The 26,140-nt window shown below is 67.5% G+C and carries 23 protein-coding genes; 16 read left to right on the forward strand and 7 right to left on the reverse strand.

Features of this window, described 5'->3' with window-relative positions:
- The first annotated feature begins 8 nt into the window (after positions 1–8).
- Complete coding sequence (locus ABNQ38_RS16140) at positions 9–608, forward strand: putative metalloprotease CJM1_0395 family protein (protein ID WP_377809280.1); 600 nt, start codon at positions 9–11, stop codon at positions 606–608.
- A gap of 50 nt (positions 609–658) precedes the next feature.
- On the opposite strand, the gene aguB is transcribed toward ABNQ38_RS16140, so the two are convergent.
- Positions 659–1,567 (reverse strand): N-carbamoylputrescine amidase, encoded by a 909-nt coding sequence (gene aguB / locus ABNQ38_RS16145; RefSeq protein ID WP_377809281.1) that lies wholly within the window; start codon positions 1,565–1,567, stop codon positions 659–661.
- Between the two features lie 534 nt (positions 1,568–2,101).
- Between aguB and ABNQ38_RS16150 the strand changes: the two genes are divergently transcribed.
- On the forward strand, positions 2,102–2,635 hold the full coding sequence (locus tag ABNQ38_RS16150; protein WP_377809282.1) for a MarR family winged helix-turn-helix transcriptional regulator: 534 nt from the start codon (positions 2,102–2,104) through the stop codon (positions 2,633–2,635).
- Positions 2,636–2,734: 99 nt separating this feature from the next.
- On the opposite strand, the gene ABNQ38_RS16155 is transcribed toward ABNQ38_RS16150, so the two are convergent.
- Complete coding sequence (locus tag ABNQ38_RS16155) at positions 2,735–4,048, reverse strand: pentapeptide repeat-containing protein (RefSeq protein WP_377809283.1); 1,314 nt, start codon at positions 4,046–4,048, stop codon at positions 2,735–2,737.
- A gap of 188 nt (positions 4,049–4,236) precedes the next feature.
- On the opposite strand from ABNQ38_RS16155, the gene phoU reads away from it, so the two are divergent.
- Positions 4,237–4,956 (forward strand): phosphate signaling complex protein PhoU, encoded by a 720-nt coding sequence (gene phoU / locus ABNQ38_RS16160; RefSeq protein ID WP_377809284.1) that lies wholly within the window; start codon positions 4,237–4,239, stop codon positions 4,954–4,956.
- 289 nt (positions 4,957–5,245) lie between these two features.
- Positions 5,246–7,498, forward strand: a complete 2,253-nt coding sequence (locus ABNQ38_RS16165; protein WP_377809285.1) for an anthranilate synthase — start codon at positions 5,246–5,248, stop codon at positions 7,496–7,498.
- A 53-nt stretch (positions 7,499–7,551) separates the two neighbouring features.
- Here ABNQ38_RS16165 and ABNQ38_RS16170 read toward each other — a convergent pair whose 3' ends face one another.
- Positions 7,552–7,800, reverse strand: coding sequence for a DUF2312 domain-containing protein (locus ABNQ38_RS16170; protein WP_012973951.1), 249 nt, complete (start codon positions 7,798–7,800; stop codon positions 7,552–7,554).
- Positions 7,801–8,186: 386 nt separating this feature from the next.
- Here ABNQ38_RS16170 and ABNQ38_RS16175 point away from each other — a divergent pair, with 386 nt between their 5' ends.
- From ABNQ38_RS16175 to ABNQ38_RS16210, 8 genes are all read left to right on the forward strand, one after another.
- On the forward strand, positions 8,187–9,335 hold the full coding sequence (locus tag ABNQ38_RS16175) for a Re/Si-specific NAD(P)(+) transhydrogenase subunit alpha (RefSeq protein WP_377809286.1): 1,149 nt from the start codon (positions 8,187–8,189) through the stop codon (positions 9,333–9,335).
- 26 nt (positions 9,336–9,361) lie between these two features.
- Positions 9,362–9,781 carry an NAD(P) transhydrogenase subunit alpha gene (locus ABNQ38_RS16180; RefSeq protein ID WP_377809287.1) on the forward strand — a complete coding sequence of 140 codons (420 nt, stop codon included), beginning with the start codon at positions 9,362–9,364 and terminating at the stop codon, positions 9,779–9,781.
- A gap of 4 nt (positions 9,782–9,785) precedes the next feature.
- A complete protein-coding gene (locus ABNQ38_RS16185) occupies positions 9,786–11,180 on the forward strand; it encodes an NAD(P)(+) transhydrogenase (Re/Si-specific) subunit beta (RefSeq protein WP_377809288.1) in 1,395 nt (464 codons plus the stop codon).
- A gap of 99 nt (positions 11,181–11,279) precedes the next feature.
- On the forward strand, positions 11,280–11,567 hold the full coding sequence (locus ABNQ38_RS16190; protein WP_377809289.1) for a DUF1330 domain-containing protein: 288 nt from the start codon (positions 11,280–11,282) through the stop codon (positions 11,565–11,567).
- 157 nt (positions 11,568–11,724) lie between these two features.
- Positions 11,725–11,853, forward strand: coding sequence for a hypothetical protein (locus tag ABNQ38_RS16195; RefSeq protein WP_377809290.1), 129 nt, complete (start codon positions 11,725–11,727; stop codon positions 11,851–11,853).
- Between the two features lie 183 nt (positions 11,854–12,036).
- On the forward strand, positions 12,037–13,077 hold the full coding sequence (locus ABNQ38_RS16200) for an ABC transporter substrate-binding protein (protein ID WP_377809291.1): 1,041 nt from the start codon (positions 12,037–12,039) through the stop codon (positions 13,075–13,077).
- A gap of 91 nt (positions 13,078–13,168) precedes the next feature.
- The gene (locus ABNQ38_RS16205) at positions 13,169–13,921 is read left to right on the forward strand and encodes an ABC transporter permease (protein WP_377809292.1); all 753 of its coding nucleotides are present in this window, start codon (positions 13,169–13,171) and stop codon (positions 13,919–13,921) included.
- The gene (locus tag ABNQ38_RS16210; protein WP_377809293.1) at positions 13,909–14,676 is read left to right on the forward strand and encodes an ABC transporter ATP-binding protein; all 768 of its coding nucleotides are present in this window, start codon (positions 13,909–13,911) and stop codon (positions 14,674–14,676) included. The genes ABNQ38_RS16205 and ABNQ38_RS16210 overlap by 13 nt, the downstream gene beginning before the upstream one ends.
- A 12-nt stretch (positions 14,677–14,688) precedes the next feature.
- On the opposite strand, the gene ABNQ38_RS16215 is transcribed toward ABNQ38_RS16210, so the two are convergent.
- The 3 genes from ABNQ38_RS16215 to ABNQ38_RS16225 form a co-directional block, all read right to left on the reverse strand.
- Positions 14,689–15,903 carry a threonine ammonia-lyase gene (locus tag ABNQ38_RS16215; RefSeq protein ID WP_377809294.1) on the reverse strand — a complete coding sequence of 405 codons (1,215 nt, stop codon included), beginning with the start codon at positions 15,901–15,903 and terminating at the stop codon, positions 14,689–14,691.
- Positions 15,900–18,719, reverse strand: a complete 2,820-nt coding sequence (locus ABNQ38_RS16220; RefSeq protein WP_377809295.1) for a penicillin acylase family protein — start codon at positions 18,717–18,719, stop codon at positions 15,900–15,902. The genes ABNQ38_RS16215 and ABNQ38_RS16220 overlap by 4 nt, the downstream gene beginning before the upstream one ends.
- 165 nt (positions 18,720–18,884) lie before the next feature.
- Positions 18,885–21,251, reverse strand: a complete 2,367-nt coding sequence (locus ABNQ38_RS16225; protein WP_377809296.1) for an MHYT domain-containing protein — start codon at positions 21,249–21,251, stop codon at positions 18,885–18,887.
- A gap of 157 nt (positions 21,252–21,408) precedes the next feature.
- Here ABNQ38_RS16225 and ABNQ38_RS16230 point away from each other — a divergent pair, with 157 nt between their 5' ends.
- Positions 21,409–21,990: a hypothetical protein gene (locus tag ABNQ38_RS16230; RefSeq protein WP_377809297.1), complete on the forward strand. Its 582-nt coding sequence runs from the start codon at positions 21,409–21,411 to the stop codon at positions 21,988–21,990.
- 4 nt (positions 21,991–21,994) lie between these two features.
- On the opposite strand, the gene cbiB is transcribed toward ABNQ38_RS16230, so the two are convergent.
- On the reverse strand, positions 21,995–22,957 hold the full coding sequence (cbiB, locus tag ABNQ38_RS16235) for an adenosylcobinamide-phosphate synthase CbiB (protein ID WP_377809298.1): 963 nt from the start codon (positions 22,955–22,957) through the stop codon (positions 21,995–21,997).
- A 65-nt stretch (positions 22,958–23,022) separates the two neighbouring features.
- On the opposite strand from cbiB, the gene cobD reads away from it, so the two are divergent.
- From cobD to ABNQ38_RS16250, 3 genes are all read left to right on the forward strand, one after another.
- Positions 23,023–24,141 carry a threonine-phosphate decarboxylase CobD gene (cobD, locus tag ABNQ38_RS16240; RefSeq protein ID WP_377809299.1) on the forward strand — a complete coding sequence of 373 codons (1,119 nt, stop codon included), beginning with the start codon at positions 23,023–23,025 and terminating at the stop codon, positions 24,139–24,141.
- 136 nt (positions 24,142–24,277) lie between these two features.
- Positions 24,278–25,732, forward strand: a complete 1,455-nt coding sequence (locus ABNQ38_RS16245; protein WP_377809300.1) for a diguanylate cyclase — start codon at positions 24,278–24,280, stop codon at positions 25,730–25,732.
- A gap of 56 nt (positions 25,733–25,788) precedes the next feature.
- On the forward strand, positions 25,789–26,139 hold the full coding sequence (locus tag ABNQ38_RS16250; RefSeq protein WP_377809301.1) for an STAS domain-containing protein: 351 nt from the start codon (positions 25,789–25,791) through the stop codon (positions 26,137–26,139).
- The last annotated feature ends 1 nt before the right edge of the window (position 26,140 follow it).

Below are 26,140 nucleotides of genomic sequence, written 5' to 3' on the forward strand. Positions count from 1 at the left end.
GAGTGAGGATGCGGGCGGTGGCTGCCGACCTTTCCATCTCCAGCCCGTCGATCGGAACCTATTCCACCCCGCGCAGTGTGCCGCTGCGGCGGGACGGGAAGGACGCGTCCGGTGCCCAGAAATCCGGCGCTCAGGATGGCAAGAGCGGCTCCGCCGACAGCGTCACCCTGTCCGACGCAGCTCAGCAGCAGGTCCAGAAACTCAAGCAGGCCGACACCAGCGTCCGCCAGCATGAGGCGGCGCATCAGGCGGCCGGCGGTGCCCATGCCGGCGGCGCCTCCTTCACCTTTACCCGCGGTCCGGACGGCAAGAACTACGCCACCGCCGGCGAGGTGCCGATCGATGTCAGCGCCGAATCGGAACCGGCGGCCACGGTCGCCAAGATGGAGCAGGTCAAGGCCGCGGCGCTCGCACCGGCCGATCCCTCGCCTCAGGACTTGCGAGTCGCCGCACAGGCCGATGCGGCGAAGCTGCAAGCCCAATCCGAACAGCGCCGGCAGGGTGGCGATACGGCATCCGCCCGCGCTGCTGCCGCCTACGGCGCTGCACAGGCGCTCGGGACTGCGGGACGCAGCAATTCCGGAACAGGGAAGGGGCTGACGGTCTGACGTCGCGGCGGTCAGCGCCTGTCGCCAGCGCCAGTTCCCCTCCCTACCGGTCAGCGACGCGGGGTGGTTTCGCCGTCCAGCGTCAGCAGGGCGCCATACAGCTCCGGCCGGCGGTCGCGGAAGACGCCCCAGGAGGCGCGCTGCGCCGCGATGCGGTCGAGGTCGAAGCTGGCGGTCAGGACCGTCCGGCTTTCGCGGTCGGCCTGCGCGACGATCTCCCCCTGCGGGCCGGCGATGAAGGACGAGCCATAGAAGGTCAGCGCGCAGCCTTCCCCCTGCTCAACCCCGACTCGGTTGGAGGCCACCAGCGGCATCAGGTTGGCGCCGGCATGGCCCTGCATCACCCTGGTCCAGTGGCCCTGGCTGTCGATGGAGGAATCCTGCGGTTCCGACCCGATGGCGGTGGGATAGAGCAGGATCTCCGCCCCTTTCAGCGCCATGATGCGCGCCGTCTCCGGGAACCATTGGTCCCAGCAGATGGCGCAGCCGACCGTGGCGTAGCGGGTCTTGAACACCTGGATGCCGCTGTCGCCGGGGCTGAAATAGAATTTCTCCTGATAGCCGGGACCGTCGGGAATGTGGGACTTGCGGTAGATGCCCAGCAGGCTGCCGTCCGCATCGACCATGGCCATCGAGTTGTAGTAGGCGTTGCGGGCCTTCTCGAAAAAGCTGACGGGGATGACCACCGACAGCTCCCGCGCAAGGGCCTGCATCCGTCCGATCACCGGATGACCTTCGGCCGGCGCAGCCAGTTCGAACAACGACTGCTTCTGGTCCTTGCAGAAATAGGGGGTCTCGAACAGCTCCTGCGGCAGGACGATCTGCGCGCCCTTGGCGGCAGCCTCGCGAATCAGCGATTCGACGCCATCGACGTTGGCGGCAAGGTCCCAGCTGCAGACCATCTGGGTGGCGGCGACGGTGACGGTACGGGACGAAGGGACGGTCGGCGAAGCGGTCATTGCGGGTTCACGGCTCCTGTGAAGGGCGGTTCGGGGTTTGTGTGACCAAAGGTCGCGGCAGTTGAAAGTGGTTGGAAAGGAATTCTCAATAATTTAGCGAAATATTAATTTAACGCTCTGGTGCTGTACGAATTGCCAAATAAAACCGATCCAATCGGCAATGATCATATCAATCATCATATGCGGATATGGTGTCTGGTGACGGCGCCAAAAAGATGGATGTGACACAAGTCGGCCATGCGAAGAGTCTGTGGGCGTGTTCTGCTTACGCTGCCGGCGATTTGGATGACCAAAACCGACATATCATTGCATGCCGGCGACCGATGGCTGCGCAATTGATTTGCGCTTTGCACACAACACGTTATGATTGGATGACGCAGCCATGCCCACTCGTGTCAAGGTGGTGTTACCAGACAGGCATGGACCCGGTGGATGCAATGCGGCGGCGTCGCCTCGACAGGCGGCTGTCCGTCCATCGCGGCCGATGGGCTGGGGTGGCTGTGGGCACGGAACGACGGCAGAGAGATTGTCGGTATGGAGGCGTCTGTCAAGGGGTGGGAGCCGGAACGCCCCCGCGAGTCGGAAGACGCGGCCGGTTCGGCCGATGGTGCTTTATCGTTCGTCGTCCGGGACGTGAATCGCGCCTTCGCCCGCGCCCTCCAGACACGCATCGCGCGGTCGGGGGTCAGCATGGGGCAATGGTTCTTCCTGCGTGCCCTGTGGGAAGAGGACGGATTGACCCAGCGGGAGCTGAGTCACCGCGTGGGCATGATGGAGCCGACCACGGTCACCGCCGTCAACGTGATGGAGAGCCAGGGGCTGGTCCAACGCGTGCGCAACAGCCACGACCGCCGCAAGATGAACGTCTTTCTGACCGACAAGGGTCGGGCCTTGCGTCAGACCATGATGCCCAGCGCGTCGGAGATCGCTCAGATCGCCATCGACGGCATTGCGCCTGAAGATCTGGACCTGACGCTGGAGGTGCTGCGCCGTGTCGGCGCCAACCTCAACGCCGCCTGCGCGGCGGCCCGCGACGGCGAAGACGGCGGCGGGCGGGACGAGAGGTAGTGCAAGGCTGATTCGGTCCGCTGCTCCCGCCGCCCCGTTTCAGTCGATCTCGAAAGATTTGTCTGGAGCGGCCATCCGTCCGATCAGCCGCATCTCGGGTCAATCGTCGTCCGGGTCCGGCGGCGGCGGCAGGCTGGCGCCGGTCAGGTTGGCCCCGGTGAATTTCGCGTCGCGGATGTTGGCGTCGCTCAGGATCGCACCGGTCAGGTTGGCGTTGCTGAAATCGCAGTCGGACAGGTTGGCACCGCGCAGGTTGGTGCGGACGCAGGAACTGCCGGTCAGCCTTGCGCCGGTCAGGTTCGCCGCCCACAGGCGACCGGTCGGCTGACCGTCCGGTCCCTTTATATCGACCCAGCCGACTCCTGCCCCGTCCAGCCGGATCTCGGTCATGTTGGCGCCGCGCAGATTGGCGCCGTCTAGGATCGCCCCGCTGAAATCGGCGCCGTCCAGCACCGCTTCGGAGATGTCGCACATGATCAGCAGCGCCTCGCGCATCTTGGCGCCGCTGAGATTGGCCCGTTTCAGATTGGCGCCCGACAGGTTGACCCCCGTCAGGTCGATGTGGCTGAGGTCGGCGGCGGTCAGGTCGGCCCTGGCGCCCATCGTTCCGTTGGTGTTGATCCAGGTGTAATGGCTGTGCAGCGCCTGCTGGATCTGGACCGAGAAATTGTCGGCCGACCGCGCCAGATTGGCACCGGTGGTGTCGGCCCCGGCCAGATCGGCACCCTCCAGCTTCGCCCCCTGAAGGTCGGCGTTGCGCAGGTTGGCTCCGGCCAGCATGGCGCCGGTCAGGTTGGCGTCGCGCAGCACCGCTCCCTGCAAATTCACGCCGGACAGGTTGCTGCCGCGCAGGTCGGCGCGGGCCAGATTGCAGCTTTTCATGCTGGCGCGCATCAGCGTGGCGCCGGTCAGCAGCGCACCCTCGCAATCGGCGCCGTTCATCGACACGTCGGTCAGGTCGGCGCCCGACAGGTTGGCGTTGTTCAGCGACGCGTCGTCGAAATCCGTGCCCGACAGGTCGGAGCGGACGAAGTCGAGCCCCTTGCCGTTCTTGCCGCCATGCCCGCCATACAGCAGGGCGCCGCCGCGCAGGTCGGCCTCCTTCAGGATCGCGCGCTTCAGCTTGGCGCCACGCATGTGGGCGCCACGCAGGTCGGCGCGATAGAGGTTGCAGCCCGACAGGTCGGCCTTCGTCAGATGCGCGGCGAACAGGTCGGCGGTGCTGAGATTGGCGTTCGACAGGTCGCAATGGGACAGGTTGGCGCCGGACAGCTTGCCCTGGGCCAGATTGACCCCGGACAGGTTCGACCCTTCCATGTTCGCCATGGTCAGGTTGGCGCGCGAACCGCCCGACTTGTTCTTCAGCCAGCGCTCGTGCTTTTCCAGCACGGCAACCAACTCGTGCGGTGTCATCGATCCTGCCCGGTCTGCATGGTTGCGTGGTCCATCGATAGACCAGTGTTCCGAAATAATCTATGCCAAAGGTTAATGCCGCATCCAGTGCCGCGCCGCCTTGGCGTGGACGGCGTCAGGCCCCATCTGCGGGGCGCCGGGCGCGGAACCGCCGGTCGCAGCCAAGTGGGAACAAGGAGTTGGGGATCATGTCGGGTGGACACACGCTTGCGGCTTTCGACACCGAACTGGCGGCCCTGCGCAGCGCCATCGACCGCATGGGCGAACTGGTGGAGCGGCAGGTCGGGCTTGCGCTCGATTCTCTGGCCGGTCCCGATGCCGACATCGCCGGTGAGGTTCTGAAGGGCGATGCCGAGATCGACCGGCTGGAGGCGGAGGTGGAGGCGATGACCGTTCGCCTGCTGGCCTTGCGCCAGCCGATGGCGAAGGATCTGCGCGAGATCGTCGCGGCGTTGAAGATCGCCTCCAACCTGGAACGCATGGGCGATTTCGCCGGATCGGTCGCCAAGCGCGCGGTCACGCTGTCGACCCTGCCGGTGGCGCCGCCGGTCGCCTCGCTGGTCCGCATGGGGCGGATGGTGCAGGCGATGATCGGCGACATGCGCCGTGCCTATACCGAACAGAATCCGGAGCTTGCCACCTCCGTCCGCGACCGCGACGGGGAGGTGGACGCCGCCTACACCGCGCTGTTCCGCGAGTTCCTGACCTACATGATGGAGACGCCGGCGCAGATCACCGGCTGCACCCACCTGCTGTTCGCCGCCAAGTCGATCGAGCGCATCGGCGACCATGCCACCAACGTGGCGGAGAACATCAGCTTCCTGGTCAAGGGCCGTCTGCCGTCGGACGAGCGCCGCAAGGAGGACCTCAGCAGCTACGCCGTCGCCCCGCCGCAGGACCGGGCGTGACAGGGAACGCTTGAAGGGAGCACTTGACAGGTAGCCCCGCCCTGTGTTGCGGTTGCGGTCATGAATATCTCCTCGCCCCTCCTGTCGCAGCATTGGTGGTGGCCCGTCTCCAACGGGCCGGCCTGGCGACGCGCGTGAGCGTGGATTGAGAACAAAAGGCCGCCCGGTGCATCCGGAGCGGCCTTTTTCCTGACCCGTCACAGCGGGTCACCCAGCGGAAGAACGGACAGGCAGGCGGAAGCACCGGGCGGCGTCACCGAAAAGACGTCCGAATCGGAGCACCGCCGTCATGATCCCATCCCACCTGTTCCTTGCCGATCCCGCCTTCCTCGATCCGTTCGCGGTCAAGACCGGCGGTGGCCTCGGTCTGCACCGCACTGCCGAGCCGGCGGTGCCGGCCGAGGCGCTCGATGCGCTGGTCACTGCGCTCGACGAGCGGCGCGGGCTGCTGCTGTCCGGCGGGGTGGAGGCGCCCGGCCGCTACCGGCGGCAGGTGCTGGGCTTCGTCGATCCGCCGCTGTCGGTGACCGCCCGCGGCCGGACCGTGCGCATCGATGCGCTGAACCCGCGCGGCCGGCTGCTGCTGCCCGCCGTGGCCGGGGCGTTGGACGGGCATGAGGCGCTTGTCGGGCTGGAGGTCACCGCCGGCCGGGTCACCGCCCTGGTGCGTCGCCCGGCCGGGGGCTTCGCCGAGGAGGAGCGCAGCCGCCAGCCTTCCGTCTTCAGCGTGCTGCGGGCGCTGATGACGTTGTTCGCCTGCCCGGACGAACCGTTCCTGGGGCTTTATGGCGCCTTCGGCTACGATCTCGCCTTCCAGTTCGAGTCGATCCGCCGCCGGCTGGTGCGGCCGGACGACCAGCGCGACCTTGTGCTGTATCTGCCCGACCGGCTGCTGGTGGTCGACCATGCCGCCGGGGTGGCGCGCCGCTTCGCCTACGAGTTCGCGGTGGACGGCGTCTCGACCGAGGGCATCGCGGGTGGCGGGCGGGTCCACGGCTATCGGCCCGATACCAACGCCGCTGCGGAGTGTGACCACGCCCCCGGCGAATACCAGCAGGTGGTGCGGGCGGCGAAGGAGGCCTTCAACCGCGGCGATCTGTTCGAGGTCGTCCCCGGCCAGACTTTCGCCGAGCCCTGCGCCGACAGCCCGGCCACGATCTTCCGCCGTCTGCGCGCCGCCAACCCCGCCCCCTACGAGGCGCTGACCAATCTTGGCGATGGCGAGTTCCTGGTCGCCGCCAGCCCGGAAATGTATGTGCGCGTCGGCCAGGGGCGGGTGGAGACCTGCCCGATCTCCGGCACGGTGGCGCGCGGAAGTAATGCGCTGACCGACGCGACGCAGATCCTGACGCTGCTGAACTCGGCCAAGGATGCGGCGGAGCTGACCATGTGCACCGACGTCGACCGCAACGACAAGGCGCGGGTGTGCGAACCCGGCTCCGTTCGCGTGATCGGCCGGCGGATGATCGAACTGTATTCCCGCCTGATCCACACCGTCGATCATGTGGAAGGGCGCCTGCGCCATGGTTTCGACGCGCTGGATGCCTTTCTCACCCACAGCTGGGCGGTGACGGTGACCGGCGCGCCCAAGCGCTGGGCCATGCAGTTCTTGGAGGATACCGAACATTCGCCGCGCCGCTGGTACGGCGGGGCGTTCGGACGCATCGGCTTCGACGGCGGGATGGACACCGGGCTGACCCTGCGCACCATCCGCATGAAGGACGGGGTTGCCTTCGTCCGCGCCGGCGCCACCCTGCTGTCCGACAGCGATCCGGATGCCGAGGACGCCGAATGCCGGCTGAAGGCGTCGGCCTTCCTCGACGCGGTGCGCAGTGCCGGCCCCCGGCTGTCGGTGGTTGAGAGCGGTGTCCGGCGGAGCGGGCAAGGGAGTGGGGAGGGCAAGCGGGTGCTGCTGGTCGATCATGACGACAGCTTCGTCCATACGCTGGCCGACTATTTCCGCCAGACCGGCGCCAGCGTCACGACCCTGCGCCATACCCATGCGCGTGCCGCCCTGCGCAACGACCCGCCCGACCTGCTGGTGCTGTCGCCGGGGCCGGGGCGGCCGGCCGATTTCGATGTTGTCGGCAGCGTGCAGGCGGCGCTCGATCTCGGCGTGCCGGTGTTCGGCGTCTGCCTGGGACTGCAAGGCATGGTCGAGCATTTCGGTGCGACGCTGGACCGCCTGCCGGAGCCGATGCACGGCAAGGCGTCAAGCCTGCGTCACCAGGGGAGCGGGCTCTTCGACGGGCTGCCGCAGGGGATGCGGGCCGGCCGGTACCATTCGCTGGTGGCGCGGCGCGACAGCCTGCCGCCGGACCTGCGGGTGACGGCGGAGACGGAGGACGGGACGGTGATGGCGATCGAGCACCGGTCGCTGCCGCTGGCCGCCGTGCAGTTCCATCCCGAATCGATCCTGACGCTGGACGGGGCCGCCGACGGCGGGGCCAATGGAGGGGCTGGGCTGGCGCTCGTCGCCAACGTCATGGAGATGCTGGCCGGGCATGCCGCCGAGGTGCCGGAACGCGAAGCGGCGGCCTGAAGGGGCCGCCGCGTCCGCAAGTCCGGTAAGCTGGGAGAGTGGCGGGAAACCCGTCACTCCACCATGCCCAGCGCTTCCTTGTAGAGCTCCAGGATGGCTTCCTGCTCCTGGCGGTCGGCCTTGTCCATCTTCCGCAGGCGAATGATCTGCCGGATGATCTTGGTGTCGAAACCGGTGCCCTTCGCCTCGGCGTAGACCTCCTTGATGTCTTCCTGCAGACCACGCTTTTCCTCTTCGAGACGCTCGATGCGCTCGACAAAGGACTTCAGGCGATCCGCCGCGATGCCGCCGACGTCGGACATGGCAAAACCTCAAACGATGGGGGTGTTCGTGAACGGGGCGGGACAATATCGGCGGGCGGGGGGAATGGCAAGCCGGCGATGTGCCGCGCTGGTGCACGGCAGGGACACGGCTGCGTCATCGCGTCGCGGCGACTCCTTACGTATAAGCGAAAGCGTCGCCGGAATTTGAACAGCCCGTGGCTGATTTGTCTGTTTGTATGAAACAATCGTACGATAGGCCTACGCAGCCATTCCCTTTGTTGCGGCGCACCCAATAGGCTGGTATTACCATCGGTGGGTTCGGCTTCACAAAGTCACATGGATCCGGCATGTATGCGCGTCGTCTGTGCCGATAACCCATGGGGGATGCCGGGATCGGCGTATTTGAGGCAGGGGAGTTTTATCTAATGAAAGTCGCCATTCCAAAGGAGCGACGTGCGGGCGAACTTCGCGTGGCCGCCTCACCGGAAACGGTGAAGAAACTGAAGGGTTTGGGACTGGACGTGGTGGTGGAAAGCGGGGCTGGTCTCGGCTCCAGCATCACCGACGCGGCCTATGAAGCGGCGGGGGCCGCCATCGCCGCCGATCAGGCTGCGGCGCTGGCCGACGCCGACATCGTGCTGAAGGTGCAGCGTCCGCTGATCGCTTCCGAGGGCGGTGAGGACGAACTGGCGCTGATCCGCAAGGGTGCGCTGCTGTTCGCCATCCTCAATCCCTACAACAGCCGCGACCATGTGAAGGCCTACGCCGATGCCGGCGTGAACGCCTTCGCCATGGAGTTCATGCCGCGCATCACCCGCGCCCAGGTCATGGACGTGCTGTCCTCCCAGGCCAACCTCGCCGGCTACAAGGCCGTCGTCGATGCCGCCAGCGAGTATGGCCGCGCCTTCCCGATGATGATGACCGCCGCCGGCACCGTGCCGCCGGCCCGCGCCTTCATCATGGGCGTCGGCGTCGCCGGCCTCCAGGCCATCGCCACCGCCAAGCGCCTCGGCGCCATCGTCTCGGCCACCGACGTGCGCCCGGCGGTGAAGGAGCAGGTGCAGTCGCTGGGCGGCAGCTTCGTCGCTGTCGAGAACGACGAGTTCAAGCAGGCTGAGACCGCCGGCGGCTACGCCAAGGAGATGTCGGACGACTACAAGCGCCAGCAGGCCGCATTGGTCGCCGAACACATCAAGAAGCAGGATCTCGTCATCACCACGGCGCTGATCCCCGGCCGCAAGGCGCCGATCCTGGTGACGGCGGAGCATGTGGCGTCGATGAAGCCGGGCTCGGTGATCATCGATCTGGCGGTGGAGCAGGGCGGCAACGTCGAGGGCGCCAAGCTGGGCGAGGTGGTGACCACGGCCAACGGCGTGAAGATCGTCGGCCATGCCAACTACGCAAGCCGCATCGCCGAGAGCGCCTCGCTTCTCTACGCCAAGAACCTGCTGGCGCTGCTGACGTCGCTACACGGCAAGGAGACGGGCGTCGTCGTCAACTGGGACGACGAGATCGTCAAGGCCATCGCGCTGACCCGCGACGGCGCCGTCGTTCACCCCGCCTTCGCCGGCTGACCGGGCGCCCGAGGAGACTTACCGCAATGGATCAGACCCAACTGTCCGCCCGTATTGCCGAGCTCAAGGCGAACCTCGCGGCGCTCGGCCAGCAGGCCGACCAGCTGGCCGCCCAGATCGCGCACGCGGCGCAGCCCGCCGCGGAGGCCGCCGGCGGTCATGGCAGCTTCTTCGTCACCGGTTTGACGGTACTCGTGCTGGCCTGCTTCGTCGGCTACTACGTCGTCTGGCGCGTCACTCCGGCCCTGCATTCGCCGCTGATGGCCGTCACCAACGCCGTGTCGTCGGTCATCATCGTCGGCGCGCTGGTCGCCGCCGGTCCGGCCGGTTTCGGCTTCTCTAAGGTCCTGGGCTTCCTCGCCGTCATCCTGGCATCCGTCAACATCTTCGGCGGCTTCCTGGTGACCCAGCGCATGCTCTCCATGTTCAAGAAGAAGGGCAAGTAAGACCATGGAAACCTTGTCGGCCCTTCTCTACCTCGTCGCCTCCATCTGCTTCATCATGGCGCTGCGCGGGCTCTCCAGCCCGGAGACCTCGCGCCAGGGCAACATCTACGGCATGGTCGGCATGACCATCGCCATCCTGACCACGCTGGCCTCGCCCATCGTCCAGTCCTATTGGATGATCGTGCTCGGCATCGCCATCGGCGGCGCCATCGGCTATGTGGTGGCCAAGAAGATCGAGATGACGGCGCTGCCGCAGTTGGTCGCCGCCTTCCACTCGCTGGTCGGTCTGGCCGCCGTCTTCGTGGCGCTCGCCGCTTTCTATTCGCCGGAGGCCTATGGCATTGGCATCCGCGGCGCCATCGCCAAGGGCTCGCTGATCGAGATGGCGCTGGGCACCGCGGTCGGTGCGATCACCTTTACAGGCTCCATCGTCGCCTTTGCCAAGCTCCAGGGTCTGGTTACCGGCAAGCCGCTGGTCTTCCCGATGCAGCATCCGCTGAACGCGGCGCTCGGCGTGCTGACCGTCCTCTTGATCGGCTGGCTGGTGCAGTCGAACGCCGATGCCGCGATGTGGCTGATCGTCGTCGTGGCGCTGGCGCTGGGCTTCCTGCTGATCCTGCCGATCGGCGGCGCCGACATGCCGGTGGTCATCTCGATGCTGAACAGCTATTCCGGCTGGGCGGCCTGTGGCATCGGCTTCACCCTGCAGAACAACCTGCTGATCATCACCGGTGCGCTGGTGGGCTCCTCGGGCGCCATCCTGTCCTACATCATGTGCAAGGGCATGAACCGCTCGATCTTCAACGTCATCCTCGGCGGTTTCGGCGGCGAGGCGGGGGGTGCCGTGGCCGGTGCCAAGGGTCCGCAGGGCTCGGTCAAGGCCGGCTCGGCGGAGGATGCCGCTTACATCATGAAGAACGCGCAGTCGGTCATCATCGTCCCCGGCTACGGCATGGCGGTGGCCCAGGCCCAGCATGCGCTGCGCGAGATGGCCGATGTGCTGAAGCATGAAGGCGTGGACGTGAAGTACGCCATCCACCCGGTGGCGGGCCGCATGCCCGGTCACATGAACGTGCTGCTGGCCGAGGCCAACGTGCCCTACGACGAGGTGTTCGAACTGGAGGACATCAACCGCGACTTCGGCACAGCGGATGTCGCCTTCGTCATCGGCGCCAATGACGTGACCAACCCGGCGGCCAAGACCGATCCGACCTCGCCCATCTACGGCATGCCGATCCTGGATGTGGAGAAGGCCAAGACGGTGTTCTTCATCAAGCGCGGCATGGCTGCCGGCTATGCCGGCGTCGAGAACGAGCTGTTCTTCCGCCCTAACACGATGATGCTGTTCGGCGACGCCAAGAAGGTCACCGAAGAGGTCGTGAAGGCGATGGAAGCCTGACCGCTACATCAAGCGGTTGACCGAAACGGGCGCGGGAGGCGAGGCTTCCCGCGCCCGTTTCTTTTGGGCTCAAAGACCATAAAATAGGATGTGGAACCGATGACCGCCTACATCATCGCCGACGTGCGTGTGACCGATCCGGTCGCCTATGAGGTCTACAAGTCGCTGACCCCCGACGCGATTGCCAGGAATGGCGGACGCTTCCTCAGCCGTGGCGGCGAGACGGCGTTGTTGGAAGGCGAATGGCAGCCCAACCGCATCGTCATCCTCGAATTCCCGGACGTGGCGACCGCCAAGGCCTTCTACGACAGCCCGGAATACCGCAAGGCCCGCGAGGCCCGTCGCGACGCCGCCGATTTCAAGATGATCGTGGTAGAGGGCCTGTGACGCCCCGCCTGTAACCATCAAGGGAAGCCGTTACCAAGCGTTACACAGGACCGTCCGCGGGACACATCGCCGCAACACGGCACCGCTAACGCTTACCGTCACCGAAAGCCGGCGGCCTGCCTGCCGCCGGTTCCCCCACAGTGACGGAAACCCGACCATGGATGAAGACGATCTCTCCGACCCGCTCGATTCGCACATCACGCTCTGGACGCGCATCGCCATGGCGATCTTGATGGTGGGCGTCTCGCTCTGCGGCGTCTCGCTCTACCTGCTGACCGAGACCTGAAGCCGAACCGCCAGCGCCGCACCGAACCCACATTACCCGCGGTTCCAGGCGGTTTCGGTCCAAGGATAATACGATGATGGCGTGTTAAATTGTCAATTCCCGTTTCCTGTTATGTGGAAATCTCTCTTCCCCATTCGGGCAACCGTGCTAAATAGCGTCGGAACCTTAGCCGAGGACGATCCGATGCTCCGCTTGACCCGCCGCTCCACCCTTGCCGCCCTGGTCGCCCTCGCGTCGGCTGCCGCGTCGACCGCTGCCGTCATGCCGGGCACTGCGCACGCCGCCGACCCGGTGAAGCTGGAAATCGGCTACATTCCCATTCTGGCGGCATCGCCGCTGTTCATCGTCGATGGGCAGGGCTGGGCCAAGGATGCCGGGATCGCGCTGAAGCTGACCCGTTTCGAATCCGGCCCGCACGCCATCCAGGCGATGGCCGCCGGCCAGATCGACCTGCTCTATGCCGGTGTGGCTCCCGTGCTGGTCGCCCGCACCAAGGGTGCCGACATCTCGGTCATCGCCAATTCGGCGGTGGAGGAGATGGTCGTCGCCGCCCGCGGTCCCTTCGCCAAGACGGTGGGTACCACCCCGACCGCTGAGTCCTTCAAGAAATTCGTCTCCGACACCGGCCGCAAGCCGAAGATCGGCACCCAGCCGCCGGGCTCGGTTCCCGACACCGTGCTGAAGCATTGGCTGTTCAAGGTGGTGAAGGTCGATCCGGCCGATGTCGAGCTGGTGCCGATGGGCATCGAGAAGACGCAGCAGGCCCTGCTGGCCGGCGCGCTCGACGCCGCCACCATCCGCGAGCCGACGGTGACGGTCACCCAGCAGATGGACCCGAACGTCGTGCTGGTCGCCACCGGCGCCCAGATGTTCCCGGACCAGCCCGGCACCGTGGTTTCCGCCCGCGCCGAGGTGCTGAAGAAGAACCCCGACGCCATCAAGGCGCTGGTCAAGGCCCACATCCGTGCGGTCGACCTGATCGCCAAGGATCCGGCCGGTTCCGCCAAGATCGTGAACAACTATCTCGGCAAGGGCCTGATGGAGCCGGCGACGCTGGAAGCCGCCTTCAAGGGGCCGGGGTCGAAGTTCGTCGCCGATCCGCACAAGGTCGTCCCGGCGGTCGAGCAGATGATGGCCTACACCAAGGAGATCGGCTCGGCGTCCGAGACGGTTCCGGTGGCCGAGGCCTTCGACTTCAGCTTCTACGACGCCGCGGTCAAGTAAGCCGATCGGGAATTGAGTCTGGCTTTTTCCGTGTAATCGTTTCAAGCGCTTCTGCTTGAAACGATTACACTCCAGGGACATCGACAAGCCGATGAAGACCTATAACAAGATCGCCCTGTCGGCGCTGGGCGTCATCGTCTTCCTGCTGGCGTGGGAAGCGGTGGCGCGCAGCGGCGTCGTGCCGGCCCGGCTGCTGCCGTCGCCGAGCGCGGTGCCCGCCGCCTTCCTGACGGAGTTCAAGAGCGGCACCTGGCAGGCGATGGTGATGGCCAGCCTGTCACACTATCTGGTCGGGCTGTCGCTGGGCACCTTCCTCGGCGTGTCCTTCGGCACGGCGGCGGCACTATGGGGCAAGTGGGACGCCTTCCAGGCCTGGGTCGTACGCATGCTGCGTCCGATCCCGGCCATCGCCTGGATCCCCTTCGCCATCATCTGGTTCGGCGTCAGCGAGGGGGCGGCGTCCTTCCTGATCGCGCTGACGGTGTTCTGGATCAACTACTATGCCAGCTACGCCGCGGTGCGCGGGGTGGACAAGGACCTGATCGAGCTTGGCTATGCCTTCGGCCAGGGCGGGCTGATCCCGCGCCTGTTCAAGATCATTCTGCCGGGCGCGCTTCCGGGCATCCTGTCGGGCCTGCGCGCCGGGCTGGGGCAGGGCTGGATGACCGTGGTCGCGGCGGAGCTGTTCGGCATCTCCGGCCTCGGCATGCGGATGATGGAGGCGTCCGGCCTGCTGGCGACCCACATCGTCGTGCTCTACATGGTCACCATCGCGCTGCTCTACGGCGTATCGGATTTCCTGTTCATGCAAGTCCAGTCGCGGGTGCTCTCATGGCAGCGGTGACCCTCTCCAAGACCGCAACCGCCTCGGTCATCGACCTCGAGGACGTGTCCATCGGCTACGGCAAGAACGCGCCGCCGGTTCTGGTCGACGTCAACCTGTCGGTCGAGCGCGGCAGCTTCGTCGCCATCGTCGGCCCGTCCGGCGTCGGCAAGTCGACCCTGCTGCGCGTGGTCGCCGGGCTGCACACCGCGCGCAGCGGCGGCGTCACCATCCACCAAGACCAGCGCCCCGGCCATCGCCCGGTGGGTCTGGTGTTCCAGGATGCCCGCCTGCTGCCCTGGCGCCGGGTGATCCGCAATGTGGAATTCGGGCTGGAGGGGCTACCGGTCAGCCGCGACGAGCGGCGCCGCCGGGCGGAAGCCGCGCTGAAGCTCGTGCGGCTCGACGGCTATGCCCGCCGCTGGCCCTACGAGCTGTCGGGCGGCCAGCGCCAGCGCATCGGCATCGCCCGCGCCATGGCGGTCGACCCGGACATCCTGCTGATGGACGAGCCTTTCGGCGCGCTCGACGCCATCACCCGACACAATCTCCAGGACGAGCTTCGCCGCATCCACCAGGAAACCGGCAAGACGGTTCTGTTCGTCACCCACGACCTGGAAGAGGCGGTCCATCTGGCCGACCGCATCATCGTGCTGGGCGGCACCCCGGCCCGCGTGGTACGCGACGTGCGCAACAGTGCCGGCCGGGACGGAGCGGTGTTCCGCGATCAGGTGGAGCAGCTGCGCTCGGAGATCGCGGACAATTACAGCATCTGACGGGGTGGGGGCTTACCCCACTTCCATCATCAGGCTGGTCGGATACCCCGCGTCCTTCATGCGGGCGATCAGCGCATCCACATGGGTCTGGTTGCGGGTTTCCAGCACCACATCCACTTCCGCCATCTTGACCGGCACGTTGTGGAACAGGCGCTGGTGGTGGACCTCGACGATGTTGGCTCCGGCCTCGCCCAGCAGGCGGGTGACGCGGGCGAGCGCGCCGGGAGCGTCGGTGATGCCGATGCGCAGGCGGACGATGCGGCCCTCATAGACCAGCCCGCGCATCAGCACCTGAGCCATGATGCGGGAGTCAATATTGCCGCCCGACAGCACGATGCCGACTTTGCGGCCGCGGTAGCGCTGCGGGTCCTCCAGAACCGCGGCCAGCGCCGCCGCCCCGGCCCCCTCGGCGACCAGCTTCTGCACGGTGGCGAGGCGATAGACCGCTTCCTCCAGCCGGGCCTCTCCCACCTCCACCACATCGTCGACCAGGGCGCGGATGATCGGCAGGGTCAGGGCGCCGGGCGCCTTGACCGCGATGCCTTCCGCCACCGTGGCACCGCCGCAGGTGATCGGCAGGCCGGCCAGCGCCTGACGCACCGCCGGGTAGAGGCTGCACTGCACCCCGACGATCTCCAGATCAGGACGCAGCGCCTTGGCCGCTGTCGCCATGCCGGAGATCAACCCGCCACCGCCGATGGGCACCACCAGCACGTCGAGGTCCGGCACATCCTCCAGCAGCTCCAGCGCCGCGGTGCCCTGGCCGGCGGCCACCAGCGGGTCGTCATAGGGATGGACGAAGGTCAGCCCGTCGCGCGCCGCCAGCTCATGGGCGAAGGCGGCGGCCTCGCTCAGCGTCTCGCCATGCAGTTCGACGGTGGCGCCCAGATTCTCGGTCCGCTCCACCTTGGTGAAGGGGGTGAAGGCCGGCATGACGATGGTGGAACGGATGCACAGCCGCGTGGCGTGGCAGGCCACCGCCTGGGCGTGGTTGCCGGCGGACATGGCGATGACGCCGGCGCGGCGTTCCGCCTCGCCCAGCGACAACAGCTTGTTCAGCGCGCCGCGCTCCTTGAAGGAGCTGGTGGCGTGCTGGTTCTCCAGCTTCACGTGCATCCGGCAATCCGCCATGTCCCCCAGGCGGGGAGCCGGAACCGTGGGCGTTCGAGGCAGGTGTCCCGCGATGCGCGCCGCTGCGGCGCGCACGTCCTCCAGCGTGATGGTCATTTCGTGTTTGTCCCGGTGTTGCGTGGTGTGAGTGTCAGCACCTCCGCCCCTGCCGAGACCAGCGTGCCACGGTCGCCGGCCATACGCAACGAACCGCCATCGCGCCACAGGGTGACGAGATCGCCCCAATGGCGGGACCAGATGTTGCCGGACTGGCCGGTGGCGATCACGAACCGGGAATTGTCGAGATCGGCCAGATCGTAGACCGCGCGGAACCCGGCGCCCTGGACATGGCGGAACGGATTTCCGGGGTCGCGGATGGTGGTCGATCCGCGGTTGACGGTGAAGAAATCGCCGTCGGTCTCAACCGACAGGTCGGCCTTGCCGCCGATCAGCGGCACGCGGCTCAGCATGCGGTGGACCAGCGCGACGGTGTGGTCGTCGCCCCAGCGCCAGCTCTTCATGCTGGAGCCGTGACGCTCGGCCAGCGCCCTGACCGCCGTTTCGAGAGACCGTCCGATCACGTCGGCGCAGCTTTCCTTCTGCGGCGTGGTGACGTCGTCGCACCACTCCGGCCGGTTGTTCAGGACATTGCGCAACGCCTCCGGCCGCAGATCCCAGTAGGAGGCGAAATCGGCGCCCAGCTCGTCGGCGAATACGGCGCGGACCAACTCCCGCAGCCACATGTCGAAGATCAGCGGTTCCGGCCGGTTGCGGTCGATCCGGCCGTCCCAGCCGCGCAGCTGGGCTACCGCGTCGCTGGCAAGGCCGGGCGGCGTCGGATATTTCAGCAGGTCCGGCAGGAAGTCGCGGGCGGGCAGGGAGACGATGTCCATCTGCTGGCGCGCCACATCCTCGATAGAATGGCGCCCGTTGCCCAGCATCTCGACGATGCGCTTGGCGCGCGAGGGATCCGGCCATTCGGTGGCGAGGCGATAGGGATAGTCGCGCCCGACCACCGCGTTGTTGGCGTTGACGAACTGCCCGGTCGGCGGATTCACCGACTGCGGCAGGGCGTAGTAAGGCAGGAAGCCGGTCCAGTCATACTCGCCGGTCCAACCGGGAACCGGCACGCGGCCATCGCCCTTGCGGCGGATCGGCACCCGGCCGGGGGTGATGAAGCCGACTTCTCCGCTCACATCGGCATAGACGACGTTCTGCTGCGGGGCGACATGCAGGCGCAGCGCGTCGCGCACGCCCTCCGCCGACCCGGCATGATTCAGGCGATAGAGAGCCTCCGCGCTGGTGTCGTCGTCGGCAAGGCCGGGGAAGGACAGCGCCAGCACCGGGCCGGGCGCCTTGCCGTCGATGGACGGGGCGTCCAGATCGGAGATGACGGGGCCATGCCGCGTGGTTCGGACGGTCAGTGTCTGCGACGCCTCGCCGGCGATGCCGATGGTCTCGGCACGCGTTTCGAAGGGCTGGCTGCCGTCGGGGGTCAGGTAGCGCGCAGCATCCTGCGGGTCGGGTTTCTCGACGAACAGGTCCTGGGTGTCGCTGTGGGTGGTGGTGAAGCCCCAGGCGACCTTGCCGTTGTGGCCCAGGATGGTCAGCGGCACGCCCGGCACGGTGGCACCGGTGACGGTGAAGTCCGGCGTGACGATGCGGGCGAGATACCAGAGGATCGGCGCTTCCAGCCCCAGATGCGGATCGTTGGCGAGGATCGGCTTGCCGGTCGTTGTGCGGGCGCCGGTCAGGACCCATTCGTTCGACGCGGTGTCGAAACCCATCTGCGGCAGGGCCGCCAGGGTGCGGCGCACCGTTTCCCGCAAATCCATGCCGCGCAGGTCGCTCGCCAGCGTGGTGGGGGAACCTGGACCGTCGGGCGGGAACAGATCGTCGACCTGTTGTGGCGACAGCCGTTCCAGAACGCGGGAGCGGAACAGCTCGTCGCGGTAATTGGCCGACAGTTGCAGCGCCATCAGCTTGGCCCAGACCAGACTGTCGGCAACAGTCCAGGGCTCCGGGGTGTGACGCAGAAGCTGGAATTCGACAGGCAGCGCCTCCGACCGGGTGGCGAGATAGGCGTTCACGCCCTCGGCATAGGCTTCGAAGGCGGTGCGGGCGTCGGGCGACAGGGTGGCGGCCATTGCCTCCGCCGCGCGGCGGACGCCCAGCGTGCGCATGAGCCGGTCGGTGCGGAGCGCGAAGTCGCCGTATTTGGTGCCGATCAGCTCGGCCAGCCGGCCGGCCCCGGCCCGGCGCATCGTCTCCATCTGCCACAGGCGGTCCTGGGCGTGGGCATAGCCCAGCGCCCGGTAGGCGTCGCGTTCGGTCGCGGCGAAGATATGGACCACACCCTGCCTGTCCCGCACGACCTCGGCCGGTGCGCCGTTGCCGGGGATGGCAACGGTGCCGCTGGTCTGCGGCTGTTGAGCCCGCATCCACACATAGGTGCCGAGCAGACCGGCCGGCGGCAACAGCACAAGCACGCCAACGACGGCCGCGACCTTGCCCCAGCGTCCCCGCGGCAGGCGCAGGCGTGGGCGCCGGAAGTTGCGAGGGGGCGGCATCGGTTGCGGCTGCATGCCGTAGGGCGGCGCCGGTTGCTGCTGGGGATAGGGCTGGCCGGGCGGCTGAGCACCAATGGGATGGGCCGCGGGGGGATAGGTTCCCGGCGGATAGGTGCCACCGGGTGGATAAGCATTTGGCGGATAGACCGGCTGATGCGGCGCCTGCGGGTAAGGGGCGCCTGGATAGGGCGCGCCGGGATGCTGGACCGGCTGCTGCGTCTGGTGGGGCGGCGGATAGCCGTCATAGGGCGGAGCGGCAGGGGGAGCAACGGGCGGGGCCGGGCGGGACAGCGCACGCGCCAGGGCGGCGCGGAGTTGGAAGGCGCAGGTCTCGCCGGCGCGGATCAGGGAACGGCGCAGCATCACGGTCCGTGGGAGAGAAGGGGGCGGCGACGGGCGGGGGCCGCCGGGGGCTCGGGCGGGCGGCGGATGCTAGTCTTCCGGCCGCCGGCCCGTCCAGGGTTGCTTCGGTGGAGTCGGGCGCTTTTTCGCGCCCCTGCCGCCGGTTCAGGTGGAAGATCTGCCGCCTTATGCGGCGGTGGTCAGGATCTCGCGCAGCATCGGGGCGGAGACGGGCTTGTGGATCAGCCGGTGGCCGCTGCGCTGGACCTCGGCGATGCGGGCGGGGTCGGTGTCGCCGGTCAGCACCACGGCGGGAACGCGCACGCCGCAGACGCCGTAGATGTCGCGGATCGCCTCCACCCCCGTCCGTCCTTCGCGCAGGCGATAGTCGGCGACGATCATCGCCGGCTGCCGGCCGAGATTCAGCAGCGAGGCGATGGCCTCGTCGGCAGACACCGCGGCGACCACCTCATATCCCCATTCCTCCAGCATCGCACGCATGCTCAGCAGGATGATGGCGTCGTCGTCGACGACCACGATCAGCCCCTTGGCGTCCGGCAGTTCGACGGGGACGCGCACCGGCTTCGGGATGGGGCGCGGAACCGCCGTCGGCAGGTCGAGGAAGAAGCCGCTGCCGAGTCCGGGGGCGGATCGCACCGTCACCCCATGCTCCAGCAGTCCGGCCAGCCGGCGCACGATGGCGAGCCCCAGCCCAAGTCCCTTGCGGCGGTCGCGCTCCGGATTGGCGAGCTGGGTGAACTCCTGGAAGATATCCTGGAACTTGTCGGCGGGGATGCCGATGCCCTGATCCAGCACCACCAGCCGCAACGCGCCGGCACGGTGCCGGCAGCCGATCAGGATGTCGCCGCGCTCGGTGTAGCGGATTGCGTTCTCGATCAGGTTGCGCAGGATGCGTTCCAGCAGGGCGGGATCGCTGCGGGTCCAAGCGGACGTCGGGACATGGCGCAGCGTCAGGCCCGACTCGGCGGCGCGGATGCGGTATTCCTCCGCCAGACGCTCCAGCAGGGGGCCGAGCGCGAAGTCGGTGACGCTCGGCTTCACCACCCCGGCATCGAGGCGGGAGACATCCAGCAGACTGTCCAGCATCACCCGCAGCCCGTTCAGCGAATCGGTCATGCTGGCCAGCAGGGGAGCGGCCGGATGATCCTCCAGCTTGTCCGACAGGGCGTGGGCGAAGAAGAACAGCGATTGTAGCGGCTGGCGCAGGTCGTGGCTGGCGGCGGCCAGGAACTTGGTCTTGGCGCGGTCGGCGCGCTGGGCATCGTCGCGGGCCTGCAAAGCCTCGACCCTCGCAGCCTCCGCCTCGTCGCGGGCGCGCAGGATCGCTTCCTCCGACGCCCTGCGGGCGGTGATGTCGCGCATGATGCCGGTGTACATGCGGCGCTTGCCGACGTGCCACTCGCCCACCGACAGGTCGAGCGGGAAGGTGGTGCCGTCCTTGCGCAGCCCGTCCACCTCGCGGCCGATCCCGACGATCCGCCGCTCGCCCGTCCGGTGGTAGCGGTCGAGATACCCGTCATGGGCGCTGCGGTAGGGCTCCGGCATCAGCATGTTGATGTTGCGTCCGATGACCTCCTCGGCCCGGTAGCCGAAGGTCTTCTCCGCCGCGTAGTTGAAGGACTCCACGATGCCCCGGTCGTCGATCAGGACGATGGGGTCCACCGCGGTATCGACGATGGCACGGTAGCGCGCTTCCTGCTCAGCCGACCGCTCCGCCTGCTGCCGGCGGTCGAGCATCGACGACAGCATCGCCAGCGACAGCAGAAGCAGCGTCCCCATCCCGGTCATGATCGCCAGCAGGGAAGAGGACAGTGCGATGCCCTGGCCGGAGTGGGACGCCGCATGGGGAAGGACGGTCGGGTTGGCGTCCGCGCTTCCGATGGCGGTGCTCAGCTCTGTTATAGGCTCCATCCCGGCGGCGGCCATGCCGGTGTAGTGCATCGTCACCACCCCCAGCCCCAGCAGCACGGCGCCGGAGGCGCGTTGCAGCGGGCGGCTGGTCCGGAAGGCCAGCCACAACGCCGCGGTCGAGGCGGCGATGGCGACGATCACCGAAACAGCGACCAGAACCACGTCATAGGACAGGTCCATGTCCATGCGCATTCCCGCCATTCCCACATAATGCATGCTGACGATGCCGAGCCCTGTCAGAGTGCCCGCAATCGGCAATTTAAAATAGTTGTTATGGCGGTTTCGCGCTACCGCAAACAGGCCGGCTCCCGAAACGCCGACGGCCAGCACGAAGGACAACGCAGTCAGCCCGGCGTCATAGCCGATGGGCATGTCGCTGCGGTAGGCGAGCATGCCGATGAAATGCATCGACCAAATTCCGGCACCGAGTGCCAGCGCCGCACCGGCCAATCGCCGTTTGTCGCCCGGACCGCTTCCGGTCGCGTTCCGGAGGTCCGACACGACGGATTGGTCTGCCGTGCCACCGCGGGAGTGATGGGCAAGATCCAGCGCCACATAACCGCCGAACACGGCGATCACATAGGATAATGCGACGAGGAGGGGGTCGTAATGGCCGGGCACGGTCGCTTTGGCTGTTGTGTGGGATCGTTCGGGGAAGGAGCGGACTCGATTGTGCGTTTACGGAAACAATTTGGCTGAAGGTGCCAGCCCCTTCCCACGAACGAAAGGCTCGCCTTCGTGGTAGAAGGGACCTAGGACCTCCGGCGGAATATTTCCAATGAACAGCACTCCCCCTCCCGGGGCTCAGAACCGTCCCGCCTCCCCCGAACCGCCGTCGCCGACGCGCCGACTGCTGTCCCGCCTGTTGCGTCCGGTCGCGACACTGTTCGCGGTCGCGTATTTCCTGCTGGACGCATTGGCCTATTGGGTGGTGCGTCCGGTCGCCCGCCAGATCGCGCGGCTGCCGCTGTTCGCGCGATTCGGACAATGGGTGGCGGGGCTTGGACCTTATCCGTCGCTGGTCCTCGTGCTTGTGCCTTTGGCCCTGCTAGAGCCGGCGAAGCCGGTCGGCGCCTGGCTGTTCGCGACAGGCCGCCCCATGGCCGGCGCCGGCGTGATCATCGTGGCGGAGTTGGTCAAGATCACGCTGGTGGAGCGGCTGTTCCACATCGCCAAGCCGAAGCTGCTGACCATCGGCTGGTTCGCCTGGGGTTATGTGCGGGTGACGGCCTGGCTCGCCTGGCTGAAGGAAACCGCTCCCGTCCGCGCCGCACGCGGACTGCTGATCGCGGTCCGTCAGTTCGCGCGCCGGGTCGGCCGGCGCCTGTCCTTGATGGTGCGGCGGGCGGGGCGGGGGTGAGCGGTCACCCCAGCACGGCCAGCACCAGCGCCCCGGCGATCAGCAGCATACAGGCGCGGCGGTAGAGCGCCAGTGACCGGCCGATGTCGTCCGGCGTGGCGGCGGCGCGTCCCGCGCCGAGCCAGACATCCTCGATTCGGATGGCGCCATAGACCCGCGGGCCGCCCAGCCGCAGGTCGAGCGCACCGGCCATCGCCGCCTCCGGCCAGCCGGCGTTTGGGGAACGGTGGCGGTGGGCGTCCTGCCTGACCGACGCCCACGCCTGTCGCGCATCCGCCCCTCCCGTCATCCAGGCGGCACCCACCAGCAGAAGGGCGGTCAGGCGCGATCCCGGCAGGTTGACCAGATCGTCCAGCCGTGCCCCTGCCCAACCGAAGGCTTCGTGGCGCGGGGTGCGGTGGCCGATCATGCTGTCAGCCGTATTGATCGCCTTGTAGAGCGCCAGACCCGGCAACCCGCCGACCAGCAGCCAGAAGGCCGGCGCCACCACCCCGTCGGAAAAATTCTCGGCAAGGCTTTCGATGGCGGCACGGGCGACGGCGGGTTCGTCCAGCGTGGCCGGGTTGCGGCCGACGATCATCGATACCGCCTTGCGCGCGCCCTCCAGCCCGGCAGTGCGGAAGCCTTTGACGACCGCCGCCACATGGTCGTGCAGGCTGCGCTGGGCCAGCAGGGTGGATGCCAGCGCCGCCTCGACCAGCCAGCCGAAGGGCAGGAGCCGGCAGGCCCAGGCCACAGCAACCGCGATTCCGCCCACTGTTAGCAGAAGCACCAGCACGGCCAGGACGCCAAACGCCTTGCGGCGGTCGAAACCGTCGGTCTCGCGGTTGAGTGCGCCGTCCAACTGGGCGATAAGCGCTCCGATCCATACGACCGGGTGACGGATGCGGGCGTAGAGTGGATCGGGATAGCCGACCGCCGCCTCGATGATCAGCGCGGTGGCGAGCAGGAAGGGATGCAGCGGCACGGCAGGAACGTTCCAGGATTGGGGCGGCCCGCTGGCCGCGCGACGGGGAAATGAGGAGCGCGATCATGGCCGAAGACAGCCCGGCGACCAAGCCGCACATGGCGGACCCGCATGGAGCGGACCCGCCTATGGCGGACCCGCGGGGGCAGGGTGAGGCGACCGGCGGCGCCCTTCTGCACGGCGGCGATCTGGACGGTGCCCGCGCCGCCTTTCCCGGTGCGCCGCTGCCGTGGGTCGATCTGTCCACCGGCATCAACCCTTGGCCCTATCCGCTGCCGCCGCTGCCGCAGGACGCCTGGACCCGGCTTCCCGGCCGGGGCGAGGAGGCGGCGCTGCGCGCGGCGGCGGCCGATTGCTATGGCGTGCCATCGGCGGAGCTGGTTGCCGCGGCCTCCGGTTCGCAAGCGCTGATCCAGCTGTTGCCGCGGCTGCGTGCGCCGGGCAGCGTAGCCGTGCTGGGGCCGACCTATGCCGAGCATGCCCGCTGCTGGGCGCTGGCCGGCCACGACGTGCGGATGGCGGCGGACGTGGCGGAGGCCGACGTGCTGGTCGTCGTCAACCCCAACAACCCCGATGGCCGGCGCTGGCCTGTCGCCCGGCTGCTGGAGCTTGCCGCGGCGCAGGCCGCGCGCGGCGGCTGGCTGGTGGTGGACGAGGCCTTCGCCGATATGCGGCCGGACGACAGTGCCGCCGCGCATGCCGGCCGGCCGGGGTTGGTCATCCTGCGCTCCTTCGGCAAGTTCTTCGGGCTGGCGGGGCTGCGCCTGGGCATAGCGCTCGCCCCGGTCGATCTGGCGGCGGCATTGCGCGAATCCATCGGACCCTGGGCGGTGTCCGGTCCGGGACTGAGCATCGCCACCGCGGCCCTAAGCGACCGCGGCTGGATCGCAGCCACACGCAACCGTCTGATGGATGCCGCGGCGGAGTTGGACCGGCTGCTGACGGGAGCCGGATTGCGGGTGGTTGGCGGGACGGAGCTGTTCCGTCTTGTCGAGGACGATCGGGCACCGGTGCTCTATCGGGCACTGGGCCAAGCCGGAATCCTGGTCCGCCGGTTCGAGCACCGGCCGGATTGGCTGCGGTTCGGACTGCCGGAAGACGATGCGGCATGGCGTCGTCTCGATGACGCGCTTGTCCGGAAACAAGTTTGGGCGATGCAACCTTGTAAAATGTCCGCGTCTTGAACAATCGCCGTAAATTTTATACACTCAACCGTTCTTAGAAGTCCGGCCCTTTCAGTTCGACCTTGTCGGAAACCACCGGCGCTGCGGGGAATCAAAAGTCAATGAGACACTCTCAGCCATGCCGGTTCCGGGTTGCATGGCAATGATCTCCGGCCGTGATGCGCATGACGGACGCGATGCCGCGTTGTCGATCCTCGACCGCCTTCCGGTCGGGGTTTGCGTCGTCGCGGCTTCGGGGATCATTCATCATGCGAATCCGGCGCTCCATACCCTCCTGGCCTGCGAACCGGGTGGTTTGCCGGGACGCAGCCTGTGCGAGTTCGGGCTGGACACCTGCGATGGCGGCGGTCCGGCCGCCGACCCGGCGCGGGCGCACCGGGCGCTGCGGAACGACGGCACCGTCTGCCGGGTGACGGTGGCGGAGGCGCCCTGGACCTCGCTTCCGTCCGGCGCGAAGGCCGAGGGAGGGGCGGAAAGCCTGCGGCTGGTGACGGTGACGGACGTCGATGCGGTGTATCGGCAGGCCATGCATGCGGACGAGGCTGCATCGCAGGCCGGGAGTCCGGCTGCCGGCACGCTGCTGGACTATGGCGGCAATGTCCGGTACGAGGCGCCGGTGCTTGTGGCGAAGGGTGCGACCCGCTTCCCGGCCAGGGGCGCCTTCCGTGATGAGTCGGGCATTGCCGGTGTCACCCGGGATTTGGATGCCCTGCATCCGAACGAGGAGCGGCTTGAAGCCATCCTCGAACAGAGCCCGATCGGCGTTTCGGTGTCCCGCCGCGACGACGGCTGCATCATTTTCGTCAACACCCGCTTCGCCGAGCTGATAGGCCTGCCGCGCGAGAAGCTGATCGGCAGCCGCGCCCGTGACTACTACCTCGACAGCCACCAGCGCCTGCGCGTGCTGGAGCGGCTGCGCGGTGGCGGCGGTGTCACCAACATGGAGGTTCAGTTCAGGCGGGCCGACGGGTCGCCCTTCTGGACCCTGTTCACGGTGAATCAGGCGGTGATCCAGGGCACGGCGGTCAATCTGGCCTGGATCTACGACTACACCGAACGCCGAAGCATGGAAGAGGCGCTGCGCGACATGGCGTCGCGCGATCCGCTGACCGGCATTTTCAACCGGCGTTCCTTCATGGACATGGCCCGCGCCCAGCTGGCCCGCGCCCATCGCTTCCACGAGCCGCTGTCGGTCTTCGTCCTCGACGTCGACCATTTCAAGCGCATCAACGACAGCTTCGGTCATGCCACCGGCGACGATGCGCTGCGCATGGTGGCGGCCGGCTGTCAGGCCATCCTGCGGGAATACGACATCCTCGGCCGGCTGGGCGGGGAGGAGTTCGTGGTGGTCCTGCCCGGTGCGACCGCCGATGAAAGCCGCGTGGTGGCCGAACGGGTGCGCCGCCATCTGGCCCGCATGCCCATCGAGGCACCGGACGGCACCTTCCGTCTGACGGTCAGCATCGGCATCGCCGGGCTTGAGGGTGCGACCGACACGCTGGAACGGGCGATCCATCGTGCCGACCTCGCGCTTTATCGTGCTAAGCATCTCGGCCGCAACCTTGTGGCGGTGTTCGAGCCTGGAATGTAGCCTCAAGGCTGGTTCCTGTTCCACGTTATGCTATCCTTGATCGCGGAGACGCCCCGATGCCCGGGCCGTCCAGTTGGCCGCTGGCAATGTGGGACGGGGCGATGGACTACACGGTGCATGACAGCGGCACCCTGCGCGAACTGGAGATGCGCGGACGGATCACCTTCGAAGCCGACACCGATTTCCGGGCGATCCTCGCGGGGTGGGAGAAGGCAGGCATCGCGGATTGCGTCCTCAACCTGTCTGCCGTCGATTACATGGATTCCGCGGGGTTGGGGCTTCTGGTGATGGCGAACAACGCTGCCAGGCAGGCCGGCATCACCTTCCGCCTGAAGCATCCACGCGGGCAGGTCCGCGACCTAATCGAGATTTCCGAATTCCACACCATCATTCCCTGCGAGTTCTGAG

It is taken from the genome of Azospirillum sp. A29 (assembly GCF_042604625.1).
Taxonomy (GTDB): Bacteria; Pseudomonadota; Alphaproteobacteria; order Azospirillales; family Azospirillaceae; genus Azospirillum; species Azospirillum palustre.

Excerpts from the sequence above, each read along its gene's own strand:
- ABNQ38_RS16185 (WP_377809288.1), top strand. The coding sequence starts at position 9,786 with ATGGAAACCTTGTCGGCCCTTCTCTACCTCGTCGCCTCCATCTGCTTC.
- ABNQ38_RS16150 (WP_377809282.1), top strand. The coding sequence starts at position 2,102 with ATGGAGGCGTCTGTCAAGGGGTGGGAGCCGGAACGCCCCCGCGAGTCG.
- ABNQ38_RS16180 (WP_377809287.1), top strand. The coding sequence starts at position 9,362 with ATGGATCAGACCCAACTGTCCGCCCGTATTGCCGAGCTCAAGGCGAAC.
- ABNQ38_RS16190 (WP_377809289.1), top strand. The coding sequence starts at position 11,280 with ATGACCGCCTACATCATCGCCGACGTGCGTGTGACCGATCCGGTCGCC.
- ABNQ38_RS16170 (WP_012973951.1), bottom strand. The coding sequence starts at position 7,800 with ATGTCCGACGTCGGCGGCATCGCGGCGGATCGCCTGAAGTCCTTTGTC.
- phoU (WP_377809284.1), top strand. The coding sequence starts at position 4,237 with ATGTCGGGTGGACACACGCTTGCGGCTTTCGACACCGAACTGGCGGCC.
- ABNQ38_RS16195 (WP_377809290.1), top strand. The coding sequence starts at position 11,725 with ATGGATGAAGACGATCTCTCCGACCCGCTCGATTCGCACATCACGCTC.
- ABNQ38_RS16175 (WP_377809286.1), top strand. The coding sequence starts at position 8,187 with ATGAAAGTCGCCATTCCAAAGGAGCGACGTGCGGGCGAACTTCGCGTG.
- ABNQ38_RS16230 (WP_377809297.1), top strand. The coding sequence starts at position 21,409 with ATGAACAGCACTCCCCCTCCCGGGGCTCAGAACCGTCCCGCCTCCCCC.
- ABNQ38_RS16215 (WP_377809294.1), bottom strand. The coding sequence starts at position 15,903 with ATGACCATCACGCTGGAGGACGTGCGCGCCGCAGCGGCGCGCATCGCG.
- ABNQ38_RS16140 (WP_377809280.1), top strand. The coding sequence starts at position 9 with ATGCGGGCGGTGGCTGCCGACCTTTCCATCTCCAGCCCGTCGATCGGA.
- ABNQ38_RS16210 (WP_377809293.1), top strand. The coding sequence starts at position 13,909 with ATGGCAGCGGTGACCCTCTCCAAGACCGCAACCGCCTCGGTCATCGAC.
- cobD (WP_377809299.1), top strand. The coding sequence starts at position 23,023 with ATGGCCGAAGACAGCCCGGCGACCAAGCCGCACATGGCGGACCCGCAT.
- ABNQ38_RS16200 (WP_377809291.1), top strand. The coding sequence starts at position 12,037 with ATGCTCCGCTTGACCCGCCGCTCCACCCTTGCCGCCCTGGTCGCCCTC.
- ABNQ38_RS16155 (WP_377809283.1), bottom strand. The coding sequence starts at position 4,048 with ATGACACCGCACGAGTTGGTTGCCGTGCTGGAAAAGCACGAGCGCTGG.
- aguB (WP_377809281.1), bottom strand. The coding sequence starts at position 1,567 with ATGACCGCTTCGCCGACCGTCCCTTCGTCCCGTACCGTCACCGTCGCC.
- ABNQ38_RS16250 (WP_377809301.1), top strand. The coding sequence starts at position 25,789 with ATGCCCGGGCCGTCCAGTTGGCCGCTGGCAATGTGGGACGGGGCGATG.
- ABNQ38_RS16205 (WP_377809292.1), top strand. The coding sequence starts at position 13,169 with ATGAAGACCTATAACAAGATCGCCCTGTCGGCGCTGGGCGTCATCGTC.
- ABNQ38_RS16165 (WP_377809285.1), top strand. The coding sequence starts at position 5,246 with ATGATCCCATCCCACCTGTTCCTTGCCGATCCCGCCTTCCTCGATCCG.
- ABNQ38_RS16220 (WP_377809295.1), bottom strand. The coding sequence starts at position 18,719 with ATGCTGCGCCGTTCCCTGATCCGCGCCGGCGAGACCTGCGCCTTCCAA.
- ABNQ38_RS16245 (WP_377809300.1), top strand. The coding sequence starts at position 24,278 with ATGGCAATGATCTCCGGCCGTGATGCGCATGACGGACGCGATGCCGCG.